This is a genomic window from Sphingomonas carotinifaciens (assembly GCF_009789535.1).
Lineage (GTDB): Bacteria > Pseudomonadota > Alphaproteobacteria > Sphingomonadales > Sphingomonadaceae > Sphingomonas > Sphingomonas carotinifaciens.
Genome location: NZ_WSUT01000005.1, coordinates 933,071 through 952,500 on the forward strand (window position 1 = coordinate 933,071; position 19,430 = coordinate 952,500).

General features: G+C 70.7%; 17 protein-coding genes and 2 riboswitches. Of the genes, 3 read left to right on the plus strand and 14 right to left on the minus strand.

The genetic code is table 11. The annotated features are described in order from the left end of the window. The 4 genes from GQR91_RS06385 to cbiE are packed head-to-tail and all read right to left on the minus strand — an operon-like array spanning position 1 to position 3,627. Positions 1–1,311: a cobyrinic acid a,c-diamide synthase CobB gene (locus GQR91_RS06385; RefSeq protein ID WP_149682805.1), complete on the minus strand. Its 1,311-nt coding sequence runs from the start codon at positions 1,309–1,311 to the stop codon at positions 1–3. Next, positions 1,308–2,066 (minus strand): precorrin-4 C(11)-methyltransferase, encoded by a 759-nt coding sequence (gene cobM, locus GQR91_RS06390; RefSeq protein WP_149682806.1) that lies wholly within the window; start codon positions 2,064–2,066, stop codon positions 1,308–1,310. Before cobM ends, GQR91_RS06385 begins: the two co-directional genes overlap by 4 nt. Then, positions 2,063–2,428, minus strand: coding sequence for a cobalamin biosynthesis protein (locus GQR91_RS06395; RefSeq protein ID WP_149682807.1), 366 nt, complete (start codon positions 2,426–2,428; stop codon positions 2,063–2,065). The genes cobM and GQR91_RS06395 overlap by 4 nt, the downstream gene beginning before the upstream one ends. Next, the gene (cbiE, locus tag GQR91_RS06400; protein WP_149682808.1) at positions 2,425–3,627 is read right to left on the minus strand and encodes a precorrin-6y C5,15-methyltransferase (decarboxylating) subunit CbiE; all 1,203 of its coding nucleotides are present in this window, start codon (positions 3,625–3,627) and stop codon (positions 2,425–2,427) included. The genes GQR91_RS06395 and cbiE overlap by 4 nt, the downstream gene beginning before the upstream one ends. Here cbiE and GQR91_RS06405 point away from each other — a divergent pair. Further along, positions 3,626–4,387, plus strand: a complete 762-nt coding sequence (locus GQR91_RS06405) for a cobalt-precorrin-6A reductase (RefSeq protein WP_149682809.1) — start codon at positions 3,626–3,628, stop codon at positions 4,385–4,387. The genes cbiE and GQR91_RS06405 overlap by 2 nt on opposite strands. On the opposite strand, the gene cobJ is transcribed toward GQR91_RS06405, so the two are convergent. The 7 genes from cobJ to GQR91_RS06440 all read right to left on the minus strand — a co-directional run bounded on the left by cobJ (position 4,363) and on the right by GQR91_RS06440 (position 13,219). Continuing rightward, positions 4,363–5,124, minus strand: a complete 762-nt coding sequence (gene cobJ / locus GQR91_RS06410; protein WP_149682810.1) for a precorrin-3B C(17)-methyltransferase — start codon at positions 5,122–5,124, stop codon at positions 4,363–4,365. The genes GQR91_RS06405 and cobJ overlap by 25 nt on opposite strands. Continuing rightward, entirely contained in the window at positions 5,121–5,843 is a 723-nt protein-coding gene (gene cobI, locus GQR91_RS06415) for a precorrin-2 C(20)-methyltransferase (protein ID WP_149682811.1), read from the minus strand. Before cobI ends, cobJ begins: the two co-directional genes overlap by 4 nt. Then, positions 5,840–6,469: a precorrin-8X methylmutase gene (locus GQR91_RS06420; protein ID WP_149682812.1), complete on the minus strand. Its 630-nt coding sequence runs from the start codon at positions 6,467–6,469 to the stop codon at positions 5,840–5,842. Before GQR91_RS06420 ends, cobI begins: the two co-directional genes overlap by 4 nt. Then, positions 6,469–7,545, minus strand: coding sequence for a cobalamin biosynthesis protein CobG (locus GQR91_RS06425; RefSeq protein ID WP_149682813.1), 1,077 nt, complete (start codon positions 7,543–7,545; stop codon positions 6,469–6,471). Before GQR91_RS06425 ends, GQR91_RS06420 begins: the two co-directional genes overlap by 1 nt. Then, on the minus strand, positions 7,542–10,709 hold the full coding sequence (gene cobN / locus GQR91_RS06430) for a cobaltochelatase subunit CobN (RefSeq protein WP_149682814.1): 3,168 nt from the start codon (positions 10,707–10,709) through the stop codon (positions 7,542–7,544). The genes GQR91_RS06425 and cobN overlap by 4 nt, the downstream gene beginning before the upstream one ends. A gap of 7 nt (positions 10,710–10,716) precedes the next feature. Then, complete coding sequence (cobW, locus tag GQR91_RS06435) at positions 10,717–11,766, minus strand: cobalamin biosynthesis protein CobW (RefSeq protein ID WP_149682815.1); 1,050 nt, start codon at positions 11,764–11,766, stop codon at positions 10,717–10,719. A gap of 185 nt (positions 11,767–11,951) precedes the next feature. Then, a riboswitch (cobalamin riboswitch) is annotated at positions 11,952–12,153 on the minus strand. Positions 12,154–12,175: 22 nt separating this feature from the next. Further along, on the minus strand, positions 12,176–13,219 hold the full coding sequence (locus tag GQR91_RS06440) for a HoxN/HupN/NixA family nickel/cobalt transporter (RefSeq protein ID WP_149682816.1): 1,044 nt from the start codon (positions 13,217–13,219) through the stop codon (positions 12,176–12,178). 185 nt (positions 13,220–13,404) lie between these two features. Further along, positions 13,405–13,646: riboswitch (cobalamin riboswitch) on the minus strand. 319 nt (positions 13,647–13,965) lie between these two features. On the opposite strand from GQR91_RS06440, the gene crtY reads away from it, so the two are divergent. Both crtY and GQR91_RS06450 read left to right on the plus strand, forming a co-directional pair. Then, on the plus strand, positions 13,966–15,129 hold the full coding sequence (crtY, locus tag GQR91_RS06445) for a lycopene beta-cyclase CrtY (protein WP_112384058.1): 1,164 nt from the start codon (positions 13,966–13,968) through the stop codon (positions 15,127–15,129). Beyond that, the gene (locus GQR91_RS06450; protein WP_112384059.1) at positions 15,126–16,601 is read left to right on the plus strand and encodes a phytoene desaturase; all 1,476 of its coding nucleotides are present in this window, start codon (positions 15,126–15,128) and stop codon (positions 16,599–16,601) included. The genes crtY and GQR91_RS06450 overlap by 4 nt, the downstream gene beginning before the upstream one ends. Before the next feature lie 22 nt (positions 16,602–16,623). Here GQR91_RS06450 and GQR91_RS06455 read toward each other — a convergent pair whose 3' ends face one another. The 3 genes from GQR91_RS06455 to GQR91_RS06465 are packed head-to-tail and all read right to left on the minus strand — an operon-like array spanning position 16,624 to position 19,392. Continuing rightward, positions 16,624–16,899, minus strand: a complete 276-nt coding sequence (locus GQR91_RS06455) for a hypothetical protein (RefSeq protein ID WP_112384060.1) — start codon at positions 16,897–16,899, stop codon at positions 16,624–16,626. After that, positions 16,892–18,373 carry an oligosaccharide flippase family protein gene (locus GQR91_RS06460; RefSeq protein ID WP_149682817.1) on the minus strand — a complete coding sequence of 494 codons (1,482 nt, stop codon included), beginning with the start codon at positions 18,371–18,373 and terminating at the stop codon, positions 16,892–16,894. The genes GQR91_RS06455 and GQR91_RS06460 overlap by 8 nt, the downstream gene beginning before the upstream one ends. Next, positions 18,370–19,392, minus strand: a complete 1,023-nt coding sequence (locus tag GQR91_RS06465; protein WP_249042520.1) for a glycosyltransferase family 2 protein — start codon at positions 19,390–19,392, stop codon at positions 18,370–18,372. Before GQR91_RS06465 ends, GQR91_RS06460 begins: the two co-directional genes overlap by 4 nt. Positions 19,393–19,430: the final 38 nt, after the last annotated feature.

A 19,430-nucleotide genomic window follows, 5' to 3' on the forward strand; every position in this document is an offset into this window, starting at 1 on the left:
TCATCGCGCGGCGACCATGTGGAAGAAGGTGCCGGTCACGGTGCCGCGATGCGACCCGGTTTCGATCACCGCCGCGCCGGTCGCGTCGTGGACCTGCGCCAAGGGCGCATCGGGCTGGGTGATGACGGTCGAATAATGGAACTCATGGCCGGCGAGACGGCGGCCTGCGGGCAATCCGGCCATGGGGACGTTCAACACCGCTTCGCGGTAGCCGAGATGCATGCGGCGCTTCTCGTAGCTGGTGACGAGGCCGAGCAGCCCTGCCATGCGGTGCCGGGAGCCGCCGGCATCGATCAACCCCTCGCCCAGGGCCATGTAGCCGCCGCATTCGCCGTGGATCGGCCGGGTACGGGCATGTTCGGCCAGTGCGCTGCGGAAGTGATCCGCGGCGGCAAGGCGGCCGGCATGCAGTTCGGGATAGCCGCCCGGCAACCAGACGAGATCGGCCGATGCATCGGGTGCTTCGTCCGCGAGCGGGGAGAAGGGCAGGATCTGCGCGCCTGCCGTTCTCCACGCGTCCAGCAGATGCGGGTAGGTGAAGGAGAAGGCGGCATCCTGTGCCAGCGCGATGCGCTGCGCCGGCGGTGCCCAGGCAGCGATGGAGGGGGCGGCGGGACGCGGCGTGGCACGCGCGGCGTCGCGGATCGCGGACAGGTCGACATGCGCGGTCAGGAACGCGGCATATTCGGCGATCAGTGCATCCAGTGCGGGATGCTCGGCGGCCTGGACCAGCCCCAGATGCCGTTCGGGCAGGACGAGGTCGCCGCGCCTGGGCAGCGCGCCCAGCACGCGGATGCCCTGTGCCGCCATGCCGGCGCGGATCAGGCGCTCGTGGCGCGGACTGGCGACGCGGTTCAGGATGACGCCGGCGAACGGCAGATCGGGATCGAAGCGTGCAAACCCCAGCGCGGTCGCCGCGGCCGATTGCGCCTGGCCCGATACGTCGAGGACGAGGATCACCGGATAGCCCATCCGGTGCGCGATCTCCGCGCTGGCGCCGGTGCCGCTCGCACCGGGCGTGGCCACCCCGTCGAAAAGGCCCATCGACCCTTCCACGATGGCAAGGTCCGCATCCCCGGCCTTGCCGCCCAATGCATCGAGCAGGGCACCCGGCATCGTCCAGCCATCCAGGTTGAAGGAGGCGCGGCCGCACGCGGCGTGGTGAAAAGCGGGATCGATGTAATCGGGACCACTTTTGAACGGCTGCACGCTCAGGCCCGCATCGCTGAATGCCCGCAGCAGGCCCAGCATGACGGTCGTCTTGCCGGTGCCGGATGCGGGGGCCGCGATCAAAAGACCGGGCGTGGTCATGCGCTCACCGGCCGAAAACGCCGATCATAACCATCTGCATATAAACGGCTTTCCTTAAAGGATGGATCACCCAGCACCGGCCCGACCAGAATCAGCGCCGTCCGCTCCGGCCCTTCCGCCGCCATATCCTCGATCGTGTCCAGCGTCCCCCGCACGATCCGCTCCTCCGGCCAACTCGCCCACCAAACAACCGCCACCGGACACTCCCCCCCAAACCCCGCCTTCAGGTCCGCTACGATGGACGCAAGATTCTGAATCGAAAGGTGAATTGCCAATGTCGCCCCTGTGGCGGCGAAATTGGTGAGGGTTTCGGTGGGGGGCATGGTGGTGGCGCGGCCGGGGGTGCGGGTGAGGACGAGGGACTGGGCGAGGCCGGGGAGCGTCAGTTCGGCCTCCAGAGCGGCGGCGGCGGCGGCGAAGGCGGGGACGCCGGGGGTGATGGTGAAGGGGATGCCGAGGGCGCGCAGGCGGCGAAGCTGTTCGCCCATCGCGGACCAGATCGACAGGTCGCCGGAATGGAGGCGCGCGACGTCGTGGCCGGCGGCATGGGCTGCGGCAATCTCGTCGATGATCGTATCGAGCGTCATCGGCGCGGTATTCACGATGCGCGCACCGGGTGGACAATGATCGAGCAGTGCGGACGGCACCAGCGAGCCGGCATACAGGCAGACGGGCGAACCCGCGATCCGATCGCGCCCGCGCAAGGTGAGCAGATCCGGCGCACCGGGGCCGGCGCCGATGAAATGAACGGTCATGATAAGATTCCTCGGGCAATGGCGCAGGTGACGGTACGGTCGGGTGAGATGCGGCGCGTCGCGAGAAGGCGTGCCGCCGGACCGGCGGCGGCAAGGGCGCACGCCTCGGCCACGCTGCCGATGCCGCGATGCCCGAGGCTTGCGACCGAACGGGTGGGCGTTGCGATGCCGACAAGGGCGTGCGGGGGCAGAGCGACGAGTGGCAGGTCGAGCAGCGCGGCAAGTTCGTCAAGCATCGCGGCGCGATCCTGCGGTGCGGCGATTACCGTGACGGGCGGGTGGCCATGGGCGGTGAGCCGCAGGGCGGCGTGGAACGCGGCCGTCGTTGCCGACGCGCGGGCGCCGAAGCCGGCTACGATCACCGGGTGATGCTCCATTGGACGATGGGGTGGCTGGCGCGCCAGCCGCGGCGGCGGCCGATCGGGGTGGCGAGGGAGAGGTCGAGGCGCAGGAGCGTGCCGCCGTGCGCGGCGTGGCGGCGGGCGAGGAGGGATTCGGATTCGAGGGTGACGGCGTTGGTGACGAGGCGGGTGCCAGGGGAGAGGCGTTGCCAGAGGTCGTCGAGCAGGGCGTCCGACAGGCCGCCGCCGATAAAAACCGCCTGTGGATCAGGAAGATCGGCCAATGCGTCCGGCGCGCGGCCCTCAATGATGCGCAGCCGGTCCGCGCCGAGCGCCACCGCGTTGGCGCGGGCGCGGGTGGCGCGGGTTTCGTCCGCTTCGATACCGATCGCGGCGGTGGAGGGATGGGCGAGCAGCCATTCGATCGCGATCGAGCCGGAGCCGGTGCCGATGTCCCACAACATCTCGCCGGGGCGCGGTGCGAGCGCGGACAGGGTGAGCGCACGAATTGCACGTTTCGTGATCTGTCCGTCATGCAGGAACCAGTCATCGGGACGGCCGGACGCGAGCGGAAGCACGGCACCATTGCCGGCCACCGCGACTGCGACGGCGACGGGATGGGCGATGTCGGCGGGCACGGCATCCGTCGCCCGCAGCGTGCGAATGCGCTCCCGCAGACCGCCAAGCGCCTCCATCACGGTCAGTTGGCTGGCACCGAAGCCGGCCCTGCGCAGATAATCACCAATGTCTGCAACCGCTTCGCCGTCGCGGAGGAGGACCAGCAGGCGCCGGGCGGGGGCGAGGTGAGGGCGGAGCCGTTCGAGCGGGGCGGCGTGGAGGCCGAGACAGGTGGTGTCCTCCAGCGGCCAGCCGAGCCGGGCGGCGGCGAGCGCGAAGGTGGAGGGGGCGGGGTGCGCGACCCATTCGGCGGGGGCAAGGTCGCGGGTGACGACCGTGCCGGCGCCGAACCAGAAGGGATCGCCCGAGGCGAGCATCACCACCCGCCGGCCGCGATGGGCGAGAAGCAGGGGGATGCCGTCGGCAAAGGGGACGGGCCAAGCGAGCGTTTCGGCGGTGGTTTCGCCGAGAAGCGCCAGGTGGCGGTCCGCCCCGGCGACGAGATCGGCGGCGGCGATCGCGGCGCGGCTTGCCGCGGACAGGCCGGCCGGTCCATCCTCGCCGATCCCGATGATCGTCAGCCAGGGTTTAGCGTCCGTCATGCAGCAGCCTTCCCGTCATATCCTGGTGCTGGGGGGCACGACCGAGGCGAGTGCGCTGGCCGAGGCGCTGGCCGCGCGGGGGGACGAGGCGGTGCTGAGCTATGCCGGGCGCGTCGCACGGCCACGCGCGCAGCCGATCGCCACGCGGGTCGGCGGCTTTGGCGGCGTGGACGGGCTGGTGCGATACCTGCGCGACGAGGGGGTGACGCATCTGGTGGATGCGACGCACCCCTTTGCCGGGCAGATGAGCGCCAACGCCGTGGCGGCCGCCGAACGGGCGGGCGTGCCGCTGGTCGCGCTGACCCGGCCCGGCTGGCGCGCGAAAGCCGGCGACCGGTGGCAGCGTGTGCCCGACATCGCCGCCGCGGTCGCCGCGCTGGCAGGACCGCCGCGCCGGATCATGCTGGCGCTGGGGCGGATGCATGTCGGCGCGTTCGCGATGCGGCCGCAGCATTTCTACCTGCTCCGCTTCGTGGAGGCGGGCGGCGAGGCGCCGCCGCTGCCACACCATCATCTGGTGATCGACCGGGGCCCGTTCGATGCCGAGGGCGATCGGCGGTTGATGGTGGCGCATGGCATCGACCTGGTGCTGGCCAAGGATGCGGGGGGCACAGGCGCGAGCGCCAAGCTGGACGCGGCGCGCGCGCTGGGCCTGCCGGTGATGCTGATCGACCGGCCGGCGGTGCCCGCCCGGCGCGAGATGCATGACGTGGCGGCGGTGCTGGACTGGATCGATCATGACGCGGATCGCGGCGTGTAGAGGATGGGCGTGCCCGGCCGGGCGATGACGCGCGTCGTGCCGGACCCGACAATGACGATGGTGCGCATGTCGGCCATGTCGCCGCGAGCCTGGGGAAGCGGGACGACCGAAAGCTGCTCCTGCGGCGTGGAGACGGCGCGGGCGAACAGCACGGGGCGGTCGTCGGCGCAGGTGTCGCGCAGGACCGCCAGCACGCGGTCCAGCGTATCGGGCCGGGCGCGCGAGCGGGGATTGTAGAAGGCCATGGCAAAATCGGCCTCGGCCGCAAGGGCCACGCGGCGTTCGATCAGCGCATGCGGCTTCAGATTGTCGGACAGGTTGATCGCACAGAAATCGTGGCCGAGCGGCGCGCCGGCACGCGCGGCGGCGGCCAGCATCGCGGTGATGCCCGGCAGCACGCGGATATCGAGCGCGGCGTGGACGGGGTTCGCCTCCACCACCTCGAACACCGCCGCCGCCATGGCGAAGACGCCGGGATCGCCCGACGAGACGACGACCACGCGGCGGCCCGATGCGGCCAGCGCCAGGGCATGGGCGGCGCGGTCCAGCTCGACCCGGTTGTCCGAGGGGTGGAGCGTCAGGCCGTCGCGCGGCGCGATGCGCGCGACATAGGGAATATAGCCGATCACGTCGGTCGCCTGCGCAAGCGCGGTGGTAACCTCGGGCGTGACCAGCGCTTCGTCGCCGGGGCCGAGGCCGGCGATGGCGAGCCAGCCCGGATTGTCCTTGGCGATCATGGGCGGCGCCCCTGACCGTGGATCAGCGCGATCGAGAAATAGGGTGCGGTGGCGGGCGCGTCGCACAGGCGGGTGACGCGTTCGCCCGCCATCGCGGCATGTTCGACCAGCCATGCCTGATCCGCGCGACCGGCGGCGGCCAGCGCGCGGCGCAGCTTGGCGAGGTGTCGACCGATCTTCATCACGACCAGTGCGTCGGTATCGCGGATGCGGCGGGTGAGCTCCTCCTCCGGCAGGGTCGCCATTGCGATCGTCAGCACATCGTCGCCCCAGGTGATCGGCGCGCCGCTGGCGGTCCAGGCGCCGGACATGCCGGTGATGCCGGGCACGACCTCCACCCCCACGCGACCGGACAGCCGGGTGTAGAGATGCATGAACGAGCCGTAGAAGAAGGGATCGCCCTCGCACAGCACCACGACATCCTCGCCGGTGGCGGCGAGGTCCGCCAGCTTTTCCGTCCACTGCGCGTAGAAGGCGGCGAGGCAGGCATTGTAGCGCGGATCGGCCACCGCGATCTCGGTGGTGACGGGATATTCCATCGCGTGTTCTACCGCATCGTCACGCAGCATGCCCTGCACGATGGTGCGGGCATGGCCGGTGCGACCGGCCTTGCGGAAAAAGGCGATGTGACGGCTGCTGCGGATCAGCCGGTCGGCGCGCACGCTCATCAGGTCGGGCGCGCCGGGGCCGAGGCCGACCCCCCGGATGGTGCCGCTCATTCCGCGCGGCTCGCCAATGCGTTGATCGCCGCGACGGTGATCGCGCTGCCGCCCAGTCGGCCGGCGACCGTGACGGACGGCACCGGCGGCGCGGCGAGCAGCGCCTCCTTCGATTCCACCGCGCCGACAAAGCCGACCGGGCAGCCGATGATGGCGGCGGGGCGGGGGCAGGCGGGGTCCTCCAGCATGTTGAGCAGGTGGAAAAGCGCGGTGGGGGCGTTGCCGATCGCGACCAGCGCCCCGGCGAGATGCGGGCGCCACAATTCCAGCGCGGCGGCGGAGCGGGTGGTGCCCATCGTCCGCGCCAGATCGGGAACGGCAGGATCGCGCAGCGTGCAGAGAACGGCGTTGTCGGCGGGCAGGCGGGCGCGGGTCACCCCCTCGCTGACCATGTGCGCGTCGCACAGGATCGGCGCGCCCGCCGCCAGCGCGGCTCGTGCGGCGGCGGCGAAGCCGGGGGTGAAGCGGATATGGTCGGCCAGTTCGACCATGCCGGCGGCGTGGATCATGCGGACGGCGACGGGCTCTTCCTCCGCCGGGAAGCGCGCCAGATCGGCCTCGCGCCGGATGGTGGCGAAGGACTGGCGATAGATGGCGGCGCCATCGGTTTCGTAAGAGTGGGGCATCACTGGGGTCCGAAAAGGGCGAGCACCTGATCCGGCGACAGGCCGGACCGGGGTGGGTGGGCAAGGTCGAAGCGGCCGTCGCGGCCGGTGAGAACGATGTCGGCCGGGTGGGCGCGGGCGCAGTGCTTGGCGCAGGCGGAGACGTGGAGCGTGCCGGGGACGAGAGGGGCAAGGCGGGTGGCGAGCGCCCGCGTTTCCACGCTGGCCTGCGGACAGGCAGGCGCGCCGGGGCAGGCATCGACATCCATCAGCGGCGAGGGGGCGGTGAGGAAGCCGGGGGCGTCCGTGCCACCCTCGACCAGCATCCGGCGCCAGGGAGTGAGGCGCAGTGCCTCCGCACCGCTGGCGTGGAGAAAGGCGGCAAGCGTGGCGGCGTCGGTGCGGCCGAAGGGGATGCCGCGCACCGCGGGCGCGGGTTGCGGAATGGCGCGGGTGGGGGCGGGAGCGTGCGGCCCGGTGGCCCAGCCGGGCAGGGGCACGGCGTGGCGGGCCATGCGGCGGGCCTGCACACCGCCGGTGGCGAGGAACCAGCGGGCGAGCGCGATCAGCGCGTCGGGGGCTTCGTTCGCGGTGATCGTGCAGCCGGTGGCGCGGCCCTCTGCGCGCAGGAGCAGGGCGCCGTCACTCGCGCGTTCGATGCGGAAGTCGGCGGGCGTCCGAGTCAGGATCGGGGCGGGGCCGGCGTCGATCGCGAAGCCCATCTTGGGCGGCAGGTCGGGCAGGTCTGGCAGGCGACCCAGCAGTGCGGTGGCGATGGCATGGGTGTCGTCGCCCGCCTGCCAGTCGGGAGCGGTGAGGATGGTGCGGCGTGCCTCCATCGCAGGGTCGGCGTCGACCAGATGGTGGTGCTGGAGATCGGACAGGAGGGCGGGCCAGCCCGCCTCGGTCACGCCGCGCAGTTGCAGGTTGGCACGGTTGGTGAGGTCGATCATGCCGTTGCCGTGGGTTTGCGCGGCCTGTGCCAGCGCGCGCGCTTGCGTACCGGTCAGGCGCGACAGGCGCGGGCGGATGCGGACGAGCAGGCCGTCGCCGGCCATCATCGGTCGCCATGCATCGGGGCACCAGCCGCGGATCATAGCCCCGTGTCCAGGGCGGCGGCGATCGAGTTGCGGCGGGTGCGCCACAGACCGGCGGCGTGGAGGGCGGCGAAACGCGCCTCCATCGCGGCGAGGGCCTGCGGATTGGCGGCGGCGAGAAAGGCGCGGACCTGCGGGTCGGCGAGCGTCGCTTCGTAATAACGGTCGAACAGTTCGGGGGCGACGGCGTCCGCCAGGTGCGAAAAGGCGCCGAGATGGTCGAGCGTGGCGGCGATCTCGGCGGCACCGCGAAAGCCGTGGCGCATCATGCCCGCGATCCAGCCGGGATGCGCGGCGCGGGCATGGACGACGCGGGCGATCTCCTGCGGCAGCGTGCGGGTGCAGATGCGCTCGGGGTCGCGCGCGTCGAGATGGTAGAGCGCGGCCGATCCGCCGGTGAGCGCCCGGGCGGCGGCGAAGCCGGCTTCGTGCGCGGCATAGTCGGCGGCGAGCAGCAGGTCGGTTTCGGGCAGGTCCTGGACGTGGACGAAGCCTTGCGCGGCACCGACCCGCGCGGCGATGCCGGCGGGATCGTGGGCATCGCCGGCGTCGAGGGCATGGGCGGAGGCGGCGAGCCAGGCGCGGCCGGCGGCTTGCCGGGCCTGCGGCGTGTAGGTCTCGCCAAGGTCGCCGAGGCCGACGCCGTAGCGTCCGGGGGCGGGGCCGTAGACGCGGGGGGTTGCGTCGCCGGCGACGAAGGGGTTGCGGTCGACGGGTTCGTCGCGAAGGGCGAGCGCGCGGACGGCTTGGCCGAAGAGCTGGATCAGGGTGGGAAAGGCGTCGCGGAACAGGCCGGAGACGCGCAGCGTGACGTCGACGCGGGGGCGGTCGAGCCGGGCGAGGGGCAGGATCTCGAAGCCGGTGACGCGGGTGGAGCGGTGGTCCCATACCGGCTCGACGCCGAGCAGGTGGAGCGCCATGGCGAACTCCTCGCCCGCGGTGCGCATCGTGGCGGAGCCCCAGAGATCGACCACCAGGGTGCGCAGCCAGTCGCCCTCGTCCTGGAGATGGCGGCGGACGAGTTCGTCGGCGAGGCGGATGCCCTGCTGGTGCGCGGCGCGCGAGGGGGTGGCGCGCGGGTCGATGGTGTAAAGGTTGCGGCCGGTGGGCAGCACGTCGCTGCGCCCGCGATGGGGCGAGCCGGCGGGGCCGGGGGAAACATGGGCGCCGGCCAGCCCGGCGAGCAGGCCGGCGCGCTCGGCCTGTCCTTGCGGACCGCGGCCATAGATGTGCAGGCCGTCGCCATATTGGCTGTCCTTCACGTCGCAGACGAACGCGTCGATGCGCGCGATGTCGGGGCCCATGGCGAGGCCGGCGGCGGCGGCTTCGTCGGTGATGTCGGTGCGCAGCCGGTCCCGGCGGGCGGGGTCGAGGCCGTCGGCGCTGGCGAATTCGTCGAGCAGCGCCTCCAGCCGGGCGAGGCCGGCGCCGGTGCCGCTGCGGACCAGCGGCGGGGGCGCGTGGCCCAGGGTGACGGCGCCGATGCGGCGCTTGGCCTGCGCGGCCTCGCCCGGATCGTTGACGATGAAGGGGTAGAGGACGGGCAGGTCGCGGACCAGCGCGTCGGGCCAGCACGCGCCCGACAGCGCGACCGCCTTGCCGGGGAGCCATTCCAGGGTGCCGTGGGCGCCGACATGGATGATGGCGTCGGTGCCGCGGGCGTGGAGCCAGAGATGGAAGGCGACATAGGCATGGGACGGGCAGCGCGACAGGTCGTGATAGTCGTCGGCGCGGGTGTCGGGACGGCCGCGCTCGGGCTGCAGCGCGATCAGGGTGTTGCCGTGGGCGATGGCGGGGAAGTGGAAGGCGTCGCCTTGCGGTTCGCCCCAGCTTTGCCGGAGATCGGTGCGCAGCGCGGGGGGGAGCGTGGCGAGCGCGGCGCGGTAGTCGGCAAGCGGCCAGCGAATCGTGCGCGTGGCGAGGGCCTGCGCCAGATCGGGGGCGGGGGGCACGCCGATGTCTTCGAGGATGGCGTGGGTGGAGGCGATGGCGTCGAGGCCGACGGCGTGCGCCATCTGGTGCGCCTTGCCGGGATAGGTGGAGAGGATGATCGCGGTGCGGCGCCGTGTGGCGGGGGTTTGCCCGAGGCGGATGCGCGCGGCGACGCGCGCGGCGATGGCGGCGATGCGTTCGGGGTCGGGGCGGTGGCGGCGGGGGGCGAAGTCGAGCGCGGGGTCGTGGGGGGCGTCTTCCTTGAAGCTGGCGACGCCGGCGAAGAGGCGGCCGTCGACCTCGGGCAGGACGACGTGCATGGCGAGGTCGGCGGGGGAAAGGCCGCGGGGGGCCCCGGTCCATGCGGCGTGGGTGGAGGTGGCGAGCGCGACCTGAAAGATCGGCGCGCCCCCTGTGTCGAGGGGGGCGGAAAAGGCGGTGGCGTTGAGGATGGCCGCGGGGGCGAGGTGCGCGATCCAGCGGTGGAGCCAGCCTTGTGCTTCCTCGGCTTTCAGGGAGGGGAGATAGAGGGGGAGGACGGCGAAGCCGCGATCCTCCAGCGCGGTCCGCAGCGCGGCGATCGGGGCCGTGTCGTCGGCGACGCGGTAGGCGCGGTAGAAGAGGATGAGGACGGTGGGGGCCTTCGCGGTGAGCGCGAAGGCGGCGGGGCAGGTTGGGTTCCAGGCGCCGACCGGGGGGATGGGAGGTGGGGCTTGTGCTTCGACTTCGCTTGGGCCGAACGGGTCGGGGAGGTTGGCGGCTTTTGCCAACAGGTCGAGCGCCTGGCCGGCGGCGGTGGGGCCGCCTTGTTCGCAAAGCCCGGCCAGCGTGCGGAGCAGGGGGACGGGGAGCGTGGAGGCCTTGTCGAGGCGCACATCCTCGCGGCCATCGGCGGGGAGGACGGCGAGCGCGATGCCGTGGTCGCGCGCGATGCGCTCCATCTGCGACAGGCCGTAGCTCCAATAGGAGGGGCCGCCGATCAGGCGGATCAGGATCGCCTTTGCATGTACCGCGGTGCGCTCGACATAGGTGTCGACCGACAGCGGATGGGCGAGCTGCTCCAGATTGGCGAGGCGCAGCGAGGCGCGCCCCGCCCCCTGCCAGCCGGCGGCAAAGGCACGCAGGTCGCTGTCGGAGAAGGAGAGCACCAGCAGGTCGCCGGGGCTTTGCCCCAGATCCCGGGGCACGGCGCCCTCCTCCAGTCCGTGGCTCTCGCGAAAGACGAGATGCATGGCCGGATCAGCCCGCCAGCGCGGTCCGTATCGCGGGCGGGTCGATGCGGTCATGCTCGGCGATGACGACGAGGCGGGTGGCGCGCGCCTCGTCCGCGCGCCACGGCCGGTCATATTGCGTGCGGACGCGGCCGCCGACCGCCTGGACGAGCAGGCGCATCGGCTTGCCCGACACCGCGGCATAGCCCTTCACGCGCAGGATGTCGTGCGAGGCGGCCAGCGCCTCGATCCGGGCGGCGAGCGCGTCGGGCGTGGCGATTTCGGGCAGATCGACGACGATGCTGTCGAAATCCTCATGCTCGTGATCGTCGGCACCGTCATGATGCGAGGGGCGGGCGGCGATGTCGTCCTCGGCGGCGGCGCCGAGGCCCAGCACGACCCGCGGATCGATGATGCCGTCGGTCAGCTCGACCACGGGCAGCGGGCGCGGCGCCTGCGCGGCGATGACGGCGCGGGCGGCGGCGAGGCCGTCCGGCCCCGCCAGATCGGCCTTGGTGAGCAGCACGAGATCGGCGCAGGCGAGCTGGTCCTCGAACACCTCGGCCAGCGGGGTTTCATGGTCGAGGCTGGGGTCGGCGGCGCGCTGCGCATCGACCGCGGCGAGATCGGATGCGAAACGGCCGGCGGCGACCGCCTCCGCATCCGCCAGCGCGATGACGCCGTCGACGGTGATGCGCGAGCGGATCGCGGGCCAGTCGAATGCTTTCAGGAGCGGCTTGGGCAGCGCGAGGCCGGAGGTTTCGATCAGGATGTGATCGGGGCGTGGGTCGAGCGCGAGCAAGGCTTCGACGGTTGGCACGAAATCGTCGGCGACGGTGCAGCAGATGCAGCCGTTTGCCAGCTCGACGATGTTTTCCGCCGGGCAATCGGGAATGGCGCACCCCTTCAAGATGTCGCCGTCGACGCCGAGCGTGCCGAATTCATTGACCACGACCGCGAGGCGGCGGCCGTTCGCGGCGCGGATCAGGTGGCTGATCAGCGTCGTCTTGCCCGCCCCCAGAAAGCCGGTGACGATGGTGACGGGGACTTTGGATAGATCCGGGGAAAGATCCGGCATGTGCATTCTCCGCCCGCGCCTTGCATCAACGACAAAACGGACGGGGCTTGCCTGACGGCGGGCACGCGGACTCCGGGCGGACGCGGGGCAGGCGTCCGAAGCCACGCACCGTTTGCGACCCCGGCCGCATCCAGTGTCGTCGCTCAGACGGAGAACCGTGCCTTGGCCATCCCCTGGACCCAGGCAAGAGCGACACCGCGCCGGCAGGTCTCCTGGCTCACGGGTCGTCGCGATCGCGGCACGGCCTTCCCGGATCGAAACCCAGTGGCTGCCCCGACAAAGGGGCGTGTGCCGCGCGCTCTCCGCTTACAGTTGCAGGGACAGCCGTGGATTTGCACCACATTCCCATTCAAAGCCCTTGAGGGGCACCGGCGCGCGTCGGGGCGGATGATCCGCCCCGGCCACGGCTTTAGCGGGCGGGTGCGGGGCCGACAACAGGCGTGTCGTCGAAGCGCTTCCACCGGTAGATGGCGAAGCTGACCAGCCAGCAGGCAACGAACAGGCCGACGATCGCGAAGCCCAAGCCGTTGAAGCTGCCGCCGAGATCGGTGGCCAGCGTCCACACGCCGCCGCGAAGCTCCAGCTTGTCGGCGATCAGGGCCAGCGTCTCGATCCCGCCGATCGCGATGGCGACGATCGCGGAGACGAGGGTGATGGTGATGTTGTAGTAGAGTTTTCTGATCGGCTTCACGAACGCCCAGCGATAGGCGCCGAGCATCACCACCCCGTCCGCGGTGTCGACCAGCGCCATGCCGGCGGCGAACAGGGCGGGCAGGACGAGGATGGTGGCGATGCTCATGCCATCGGCGGCCTGTGCGGCGGAAAGCCCCAGGATCGCGACCTCGGTCGCGGTGTCGAAGCCGAGCCCGAACAACAGGCCGAGCGGCGCCATGTGCCAGCTTTTGGTGACCAGCCGGAACATTGGCCGGAACAGCCGCGACAACGGTCCGCGCGCGGCGGTGAGCATGTCGAGATCGGCCTCTTCATAGATGCCGCCGGCGCGGACGTGGCGGAAGCTGGCCCAGACCGAGCGCAGGATCAGGAGGTTCATCGCGGCGATGGCGAACAGGAAGGTCGCGGAGATGCCGGTGGCGACGACGCCGCCGACCTGTCCGAACGCCTCGAATCGGGCGAGCGCGTTGGCGGTCAGCGCGACCGCGACGGCGGCGACCAGCACGATGGCGGAATGGCCGAGCGCGAACCAGAAGCCGACGGCGACCGGGCGCTGGCCGTCCTGCATCAGCTTGCGGGTGACGTTGTCGATCGCGGCGATATGGTCGGCATCGACCGCGTGGCGCAGGCCCAGCCCCCAGGCGAGCGCGGCGGTGCCGAGCAGCAGCGCATCGTGGCGGGCGAGCGCAAGCGCCCAGGCCCAGCAGGCGAGATTGGCGAGGATCAGCAGCGCGAACAGCGCGGCGATGCGGCGTTTCAGGGGGGAATCGGACAGGGTCATGCGGCAATCCGGCGGGCGTCCGACATGACGGGGGCCTACCACCGGCGCGAACCGGTGGCCGGCGCCGCAGGACCGACCGGACGCCATGAGCGGCCGGGCACGCGTCGCCGTGGCGGCCCCCGCCGCCTGGGTGCGCGTCGCTCAACGGACCAGCCGTGCCGCGGCCATCCCCTGGACCGGCGGACAAGAGCGACCTGACGCCGGCAGGTCTCCTGGCTCGCGGGTCACAGCCACGGTGCCGTACCTTCCCAGATCGAACGGTCGACCCGTTCGGTCCAGTGGCTGTGCCCTTGATGGGGCACGTCCGGCACCGCGCTCGCCGCTTACAGTTGCAGGGACAGCCGCGGATTGGGGCGGCTCGGCGGCCGCCTTTCACCGTGTTCCCTTTTAAGCCCCTTGTGGGGGCACCGGCGCGATCGGCGACGGGGGTAGGGTGTGTGGGGGCGGGGGGCAAGTATCTTCCACCCCTCTCGCCCACGGGGAGAGGGAAGGGGCCCGCTGCCGCCAGGCAGTGGGAAGGGTGAGGGGATGCCGCGGGCGATGCGCTGTTTGGCGGCCCCTCACCCTCCCCACGGCTAAAGCCGCGGGTCCCCTCCAGCATCAGGTCGCCCCTGCCCCCGGCATGGGCTGAACAGCGCGGGGCGCCGTTCACCTGATGCTCCCCAGAGGGGAGAGGGCGTAGGGGGCCTTCCTCCTATCTCGGTTAAGTGGTTTGCGTCGTGCGCGGTTTGGGGTAGCGAGCGGATATGGCTTCCACGATCGCATGCGATGTCGCGATCGTCGGTGCGGGTCTGGCGGGTAGCCTGGTCGCACTGGCGCTGAAAGGACGGCACCCGGACCTCGACGTCCGGCTAGTCGATGCGGGCGACAGCATCGGCGGCAACCACCTGTGGTCGTTCTTCGGCAGCGATGTTGCGCGCGCCGACCGCTGGATCGTGGAGCGCGCCGTCGCCCATGCCTGGGCCAGCTATGACGTGGCGTTTCCGGCGCATGGCCGGACGATCGCGCAGCCCTATTACTCGATCGAGAGCAGCCGGCTGGACCGGGTGGTGCGCGCCACCCTGCCCGAACAGGCGCTGTTGCTGGGGCGCAAGGCGCTGGGCGTGTCGGCGACCGCGGTGGTGCTGGCCGATGGCGACCGGATCGAGGCGAAGGGCGTGATCGACACGCGCGGGACGGGCGACCTGTCCACGCTGGATTGCGGATGGCAGAAATTCGTCGGGCGCGAACTGGCGCTGGCGGCGCCGCACGGGCGCGAGCGGCCGGTGGTGATGGATGCGACGGTGAAGCAGGTGGACGGTTACCGCTTCGTCTACGTCCTGCCCTTCGGGGCCGACCGCATCTTCGTCGAGGACACCTATTATTCGACCTCCGCCGACCTCAACCGCGGGGCGATCGTGCCGCGGCTGGAGCGATATGCCGCGGCGATGGACTGGGACGTCACCGAGGTCGTCCGCGAGGAAGCCGGCGTGTTGCCGGTGGCGATGGGCGGCAATTTCGAGGCTTATTGGCGATCGGGCGGGGCCAAGACGCCCAAGGCCGGGATGCGCGCCGGGCTGTTCCACCCGACCACCGGCTATTCGCTGCCCGATGCGATCCGTACGGCCAGCGCGATCGCGGCGCGGCGCGACTTTGCGGGCGCGGACCTGCACGACCTGACCTATGGTCTGGCGCGGGACGCCTGGGACGCGCGCAAATTCTATCGTATGCTCGACACCATGCTGTTTCGGGCCGCCGAGCCCGAGGAACGCTACCGCGTGCTTGAGCGCTTCTATCGACTGGCGCCCGGCCTTATCGGGCGCTTCTATGCAGGACAATCGACCATGGCCGACAAGGCGCGTATCCTGACCGGCCGGCCGCCGGTGCCGATCGGCCGCGCGATCTCCGCGCTGAGGGGGGCCCGCGCATGAAGACCGCGATCGTCATCGGGTCGGGTTTCGGCGGGCTGGCGCTCGCCATCCGCCTGCAATCGGCGGGCGTGCAGACCACGATCGTGGAGTCGCGCGACAAGCCGGGCGGGCGGGCCTATTACTGGGAACGCGACGGCTTCACCTTCGATGCCGGGCCGACCGTGATCACCGATCCCAACTGCCTGCGCGAGCTGTGGCAGCTTACCGGCCGCGAGATGGCGGACGATGTGGTGCTCGATCCGGTCAACCCCTTCTACCGGCTGAACTGGGTCGACGGGACCAATTTCGACTATACCAACGACGACACGCTGCTGCGCTCCGAGATCGCCAAGCTGGAGCCGGACGATGTTGCCGGCTATCAGCGCTTCCTCGACTATGCGGCGGGCGTGTACCGGGAAGGCTATGAAAAGCTGGGCCATGTCGCGTTCCTCGACTTCGCGTCGATGGTGAAGGCGGCGCCGGCCCTGGCGAAGTACCAGGCTTGGAATTCGGTCTACGCGATGGTGTCCAAGTTCGTGAAGTCGGAGAAGCTGCGCGAGGCCTTGTCCTTCCACACGCTGCTGGTCGGCGGCAATCCGATGACGACGAGCGCGATCTATGCGCTGATCCACAAGCTGGAGCGCGACGGCGGCGTGTGGTTCGCGCGCGGCGGCACCAACCGGCTGGTCGCCGCGATGGTGACGCAGTTCGAGCGGATCGGCGGCGTGGTGCGGCTGGGCGATCCCGTCACGCGGATCGAGACGCTGGGCGACCGTGCGACGGGCGTGGTGACGAAGAGCGGCTGGACCGGGCAGGCGGATGCGATCGCGTCCAACGCGGACATCATGCACAGCTACCGCGACCTGCTGGGCGACAATCGCTCGGCCAAGCGCGTGACCAACCGGCTGGAGCGCAAGAAATATTCGCCGTCGCTGTTCGTGGTGCATTTCGGGATCAAGGGGACGTGGCCGGGCATCCCGCATCACATGATCCTGTTCGGACCGCGCTATAAGGGGCTGCTGACCGACATCTACGATCACGGGGTGCTGGCGGAGGATTTCTCGCTCTATCTGCACCACCCGACCGTGACCGATCCCAGCCTTGCGCCCGAGGGGCATTCGACCTTCTACGCGCTGGCGCCGGTGCCACACATGGGCAAGTTCCCGATGGACTGGGCCGAGGTCGGGCCGATCCTGGAAAAGCGCATCCTGGACGAGGTCGGCCGGCGGCTGATCCCCGATATCCATGAGCGGATCGTGACCAAATTCTCCTATGCGCCCAGCGACTTCGCAACCGACCTGAACGCGCATATGGGCTCGGCCTTCTCGCTGGAGCCGATCCTGACGCAGAGCGCCTATTTCCGGGTGCACAACCGCGACGATGCGATCCCGAACCTGTATTTCGTGGGTGCCGGCACGCATCCGGGGGCGGGAATTCCGGGCGTGGTCGGCTCGGCCAAGGCAACGGCGCGGCTGATGCTGGAGGATCGCTGAGGGGGAGCGGGCCGGCACCGCCCTAATCGAGCCGATCCACATCCTCGTCATGGCCGGTGCCGGAGCTGAGAAACGCCAGCCCCATCAGTGCACCGGCCAGCATCACCGATCCGCCGACGCCGGCGATGACGCCCAGCATCGTCACCAGGTGCAACGGCCCGAAACTGTGTGCCAGCGCCGCGATCGCCACCGCCACTGCGATGGCCGAGGCGAGCGTCATCCACGCCATGATCTCGCGAAACCGGGCCCAGGCAAAGGCCGCCTGATCCGGGTCGCCGAGCCCCTGCGGATCAGCCACGCCGCGGCACTCGTCCGGCGGGCAGGCGCGACAGGACCCCTTGCGCCACCGCCAGCACCTCGTGCCGAACGGGGTGACGCACCGCAAAGATCGCTACCCCCCAGCCTGCACAGCCGAGCAGCGCGCACAGGGCAAGCTGCCCGAAATGCATCGCGGCCGGCGCGACGAACCAGCGATAGGCGGCGAGCAGCGGCGCGATCGTCGCGATCGTGGCGATCAGGCTCTGCGCATAGATGACGAGCATCGCCCGCCAGCGGAATCCGGTCAGCGTCTGCATCAGACCGACATAGATCGCGAACCAGGCAATGCCATAGCCCAGCCGCGACACCGCCGCCCACTGAAGCCCCCAAAGCGCGCCAAGCAGCAGCAGCCCGACCGAGGCCACGGTATCGGCGACGTTGAGCAGCACCAGCCGGCGGATACGGCCGAGCAGGATCGGCAGCTCGATGTGCAGCGGCAGCGCGGTAAAGAAGACCTGCGCCAGCGACACCCAGAGCAGCAGCGGCGCGACACCGACCCAGCGTGGCCCGTACAGCATCAGCACGATCGGCGTCGCGGCGGCACCAAGGAACGCCATCGCCGGCCAGGTCGCCGCGCTATAGGCCGCGACGACGCGCTGATAGGGTGCACCCAGCGGGGCGCCCTCATCGCGCAGGCGCGCAAAGGCGGGGTAGAAGACGCCGTCCACCGCACCGCTGACCAGCATCTGCAACTGCGCGGCAAGGCTGACCGCGCGGCCGTACAGCCCGACCGCGGTCAGCGTCAGCACGCGGCCGATGACGAGCTCGGGACTGCGGGTGCCGACCGCCGAGCTGATATAAAGAAGCGACGCATTCGATCCGAAGCGCAGGATCGGCCCCGCGCCCTTCAGCCGCGGCGGAAAGGGCGGGCGGGCACCGCTGCGCCACAGGCCGATCGCGGCGCGCGCGCCCTGCTGCGCGACCGCGGCCCAGGCGAGCGAAAAGGCGGAATGGCCACCCGCCGCCAGCCCCAGCGCGACGGCGGCGTTGACCACCGCGGCGCCGACATTGACGAGAAAGATCGAGCGGAAATCCATGTCGCGCTGAAGCAAGGCGCTGGGCACGATGCCGAAGGGGACAAGCAGGTACGACCCCGCCACGATCGCCAGCAGCGGCGTGAGGCGCGCATCGTCATAGAAGCGCGCCACCGGCCAGGCGAGCGCGAGAATGACGAAGCCGATGCTGAGCGCAAAGATCAGCGACACCGAAAAACAGGTGCGGATCTGCGCGTCGCTCAGGTCCTTTTCACCGGAAATGAACCGGCTGATCCCGAAATCCTGCAGGATCGACACCATCATCGCCGCCGACAAAGCGATCGAATACAGCCCCATTTCGGGCGGGGAGAGGAAGAAGCGGGAGATCACGACGCTGACCACGAACTGGATCGCAAACGCGATATATTGCGCGCCCATCGACCACAGGGCCGCGCCGCGTACGGTCGCCGCGTGGCTCATCGCCGCGCCAAGGCCAGCGCAAGCCGTCCGGCGGCAAGCGGGTGCCCGGACCGGATCATGCGTCCGGCGGCGCGCCAAAGGCCGGGTGTGCGGCGATGCCGCGGCGTTTCGCGCAGATAGTCCAGCAGCGCCCGGTGTGCGGGGCCAGCCAGGCCGTCGCCATCGTAGAGAGAACCTTCGATCAGCGTGGCGCGCACGCCGCGCGCCGTGCCCGGTGTGCCGAACAGGGCGTCGAGATCGCCGAGCGGGGGCAAGCGTTCCAGACCTTGGGTGGGATCGGGCCGTCCGTCCGCGCGGTGCCGATGCGCCGCCAGCGCGACCGCGGCGCCGTAACGCTGCTCCAGCCCGTGACGGCGGGATACCTGATCGGGCGATCCGCGATAGTGCAGCAAGCGCTCTGGCAGGCTGGTGATCCGTGTCCGCTCCGACAGGCGCAGCCACAGGTCGTAATCCTCGCTGTGGCGATAGGCCGCACGGTAGCCGCCCACCGCAAGGACGAGGTCGCGTCGCATCATCACCGAGGGGTGACAGATCAGCGCGCCGCCGGGAAGGGCCGCGCGAAACGCGGCGTCGTCGGTCGGATAAGCGACAGACCAGTCGCGGCGTACCGCTCCGTGCACGTCGATGCCGACGACGCCGGTTCCGAGGACACCGTGATCGGTGTGCGCCGACAGGAACCGCATCTGCGCGGCAAAGCGCTCGGGCAATGCGACATCGTCGCCATCCATGCGCGCGATCAGCGGGGCACGCGCCTCGGCGATCATCCGGTTCAGGCTGAAGATCAGTCCACGATTGGGTTGGTGGAAGGCACGGATGCGGGAATCGGCGGCGGCGTAGCGGTCGATGATCGCACCCGATCCGTCGGTCGCGCCGTCATCGACGATCAGGAATTCGAAGTCCCGGACGCTCTGCGCGAGAATGCTCTCGATCGCCGCCGCCAGAAAGGGGGCGTCGTTATGGACGCTTAGCACCACCGAGACGGCCGGGGTGGCGAACATGGAAGGGGGCGACGCGTACATGGACCCGCCCTAGCCCAAGGGCATGAACAACAGGTTGC

Coding starts and splice junctions, on each gene's coding strand:
- crtY (WP_112384058.1), top strand. CDS start 13,966: ATGGCTTCCACGATCGCATGCGATGTCGCGATCGTCGGTGCGGGTCTG.
- cobI (WP_149682811.1), bottom strand. CDS start 5,843: ATGAGCGGCACCATCCGGGGGGTCGGCCTCGGCCCCGGCGCGCCCGAC.
- GQR91_RS06425 (WP_149682813.1), bottom strand. CDS start 7,545: ATGATCCGCGGCTGGTGCCCCGATGCATGGCGACCGATGATGGCCGGC.
- cobM (WP_149682806.1), bottom strand. CDS start 2,066: ATGACCGTTCATTTCATCGGCGCCGGCCCCGGTGCGCCGGATCTGCTC.
- cobN (WP_149682814.1), bottom strand. CDS start 10,709: ATGCATCTCGTCTTTCGCGAGAGCCACGGACTGGAGGAGGGCGCCGTG.
- GQR91_RS06440 (WP_149682816.1), bottom strand. CDS start 13,219: ATGACCCTGTCCGATTCCCCCCTGAAACGCCGCATCGCCGCGCTGTTC.
- GQR91_RS06460 (WP_149682817.1), bottom strand. CDS start 18,373: ATGAGCCACGCGGCGACCGTACGCGGCGCGGCCCTGTGGTCGATGGGC.
- GQR91_RS06465 (WP_249042520.1), bottom strand. CDS start 19,392: ATGTACGCGTCGCCCCCTTCCATGTTCGCCACCCCGGCCGTCTCGGTG.
- cobW (WP_149682815.1), bottom strand. CDS start 11,766: ATGCCGGATCTTTCCCCGGATCTATCCAAAGTCCCCGTCACCATCGTC.
- GQR91_RS06405 (WP_149682809.1), top strand. CDS start 3,626: ATGCAGCAGCCTTCCCGTCATATCCTGGTGCTGGGGGGCACGACCGAG.
- cobJ (WP_149682810.1), bottom strand. CDS start 5,124: ATGATCGCCAAGGACAATCCGGGCTGGCTCGCCATCGCCGGCCTCGGC.
- GQR91_RS06385 (WP_149682805.1), bottom strand. CDS start 1,311: ATGACCACGCCCGGTCTTTTGATCGCGGCCCCCGCATCCGGCACCGGC.
- GQR91_RS06450 (WP_112384059.1), top strand. CDS start 15,126: ATGAAGACCGCGATCGTCATCGGGTCGGGTTTCGGCGGGCTGGCGCTC.
- cbiE (WP_149682808.1), bottom strand. CDS start 3,627: ATGACGGACGCTAAACCCTGGCTGACGATCATCGGGATCGGCGAGGAT.
- GQR91_RS06420 (WP_149682812.1), bottom strand. CDS start 6,469: ATGCCCCACTCTTACGAAACCGATGGCGCCGCCATCTATCGCCAGTCC.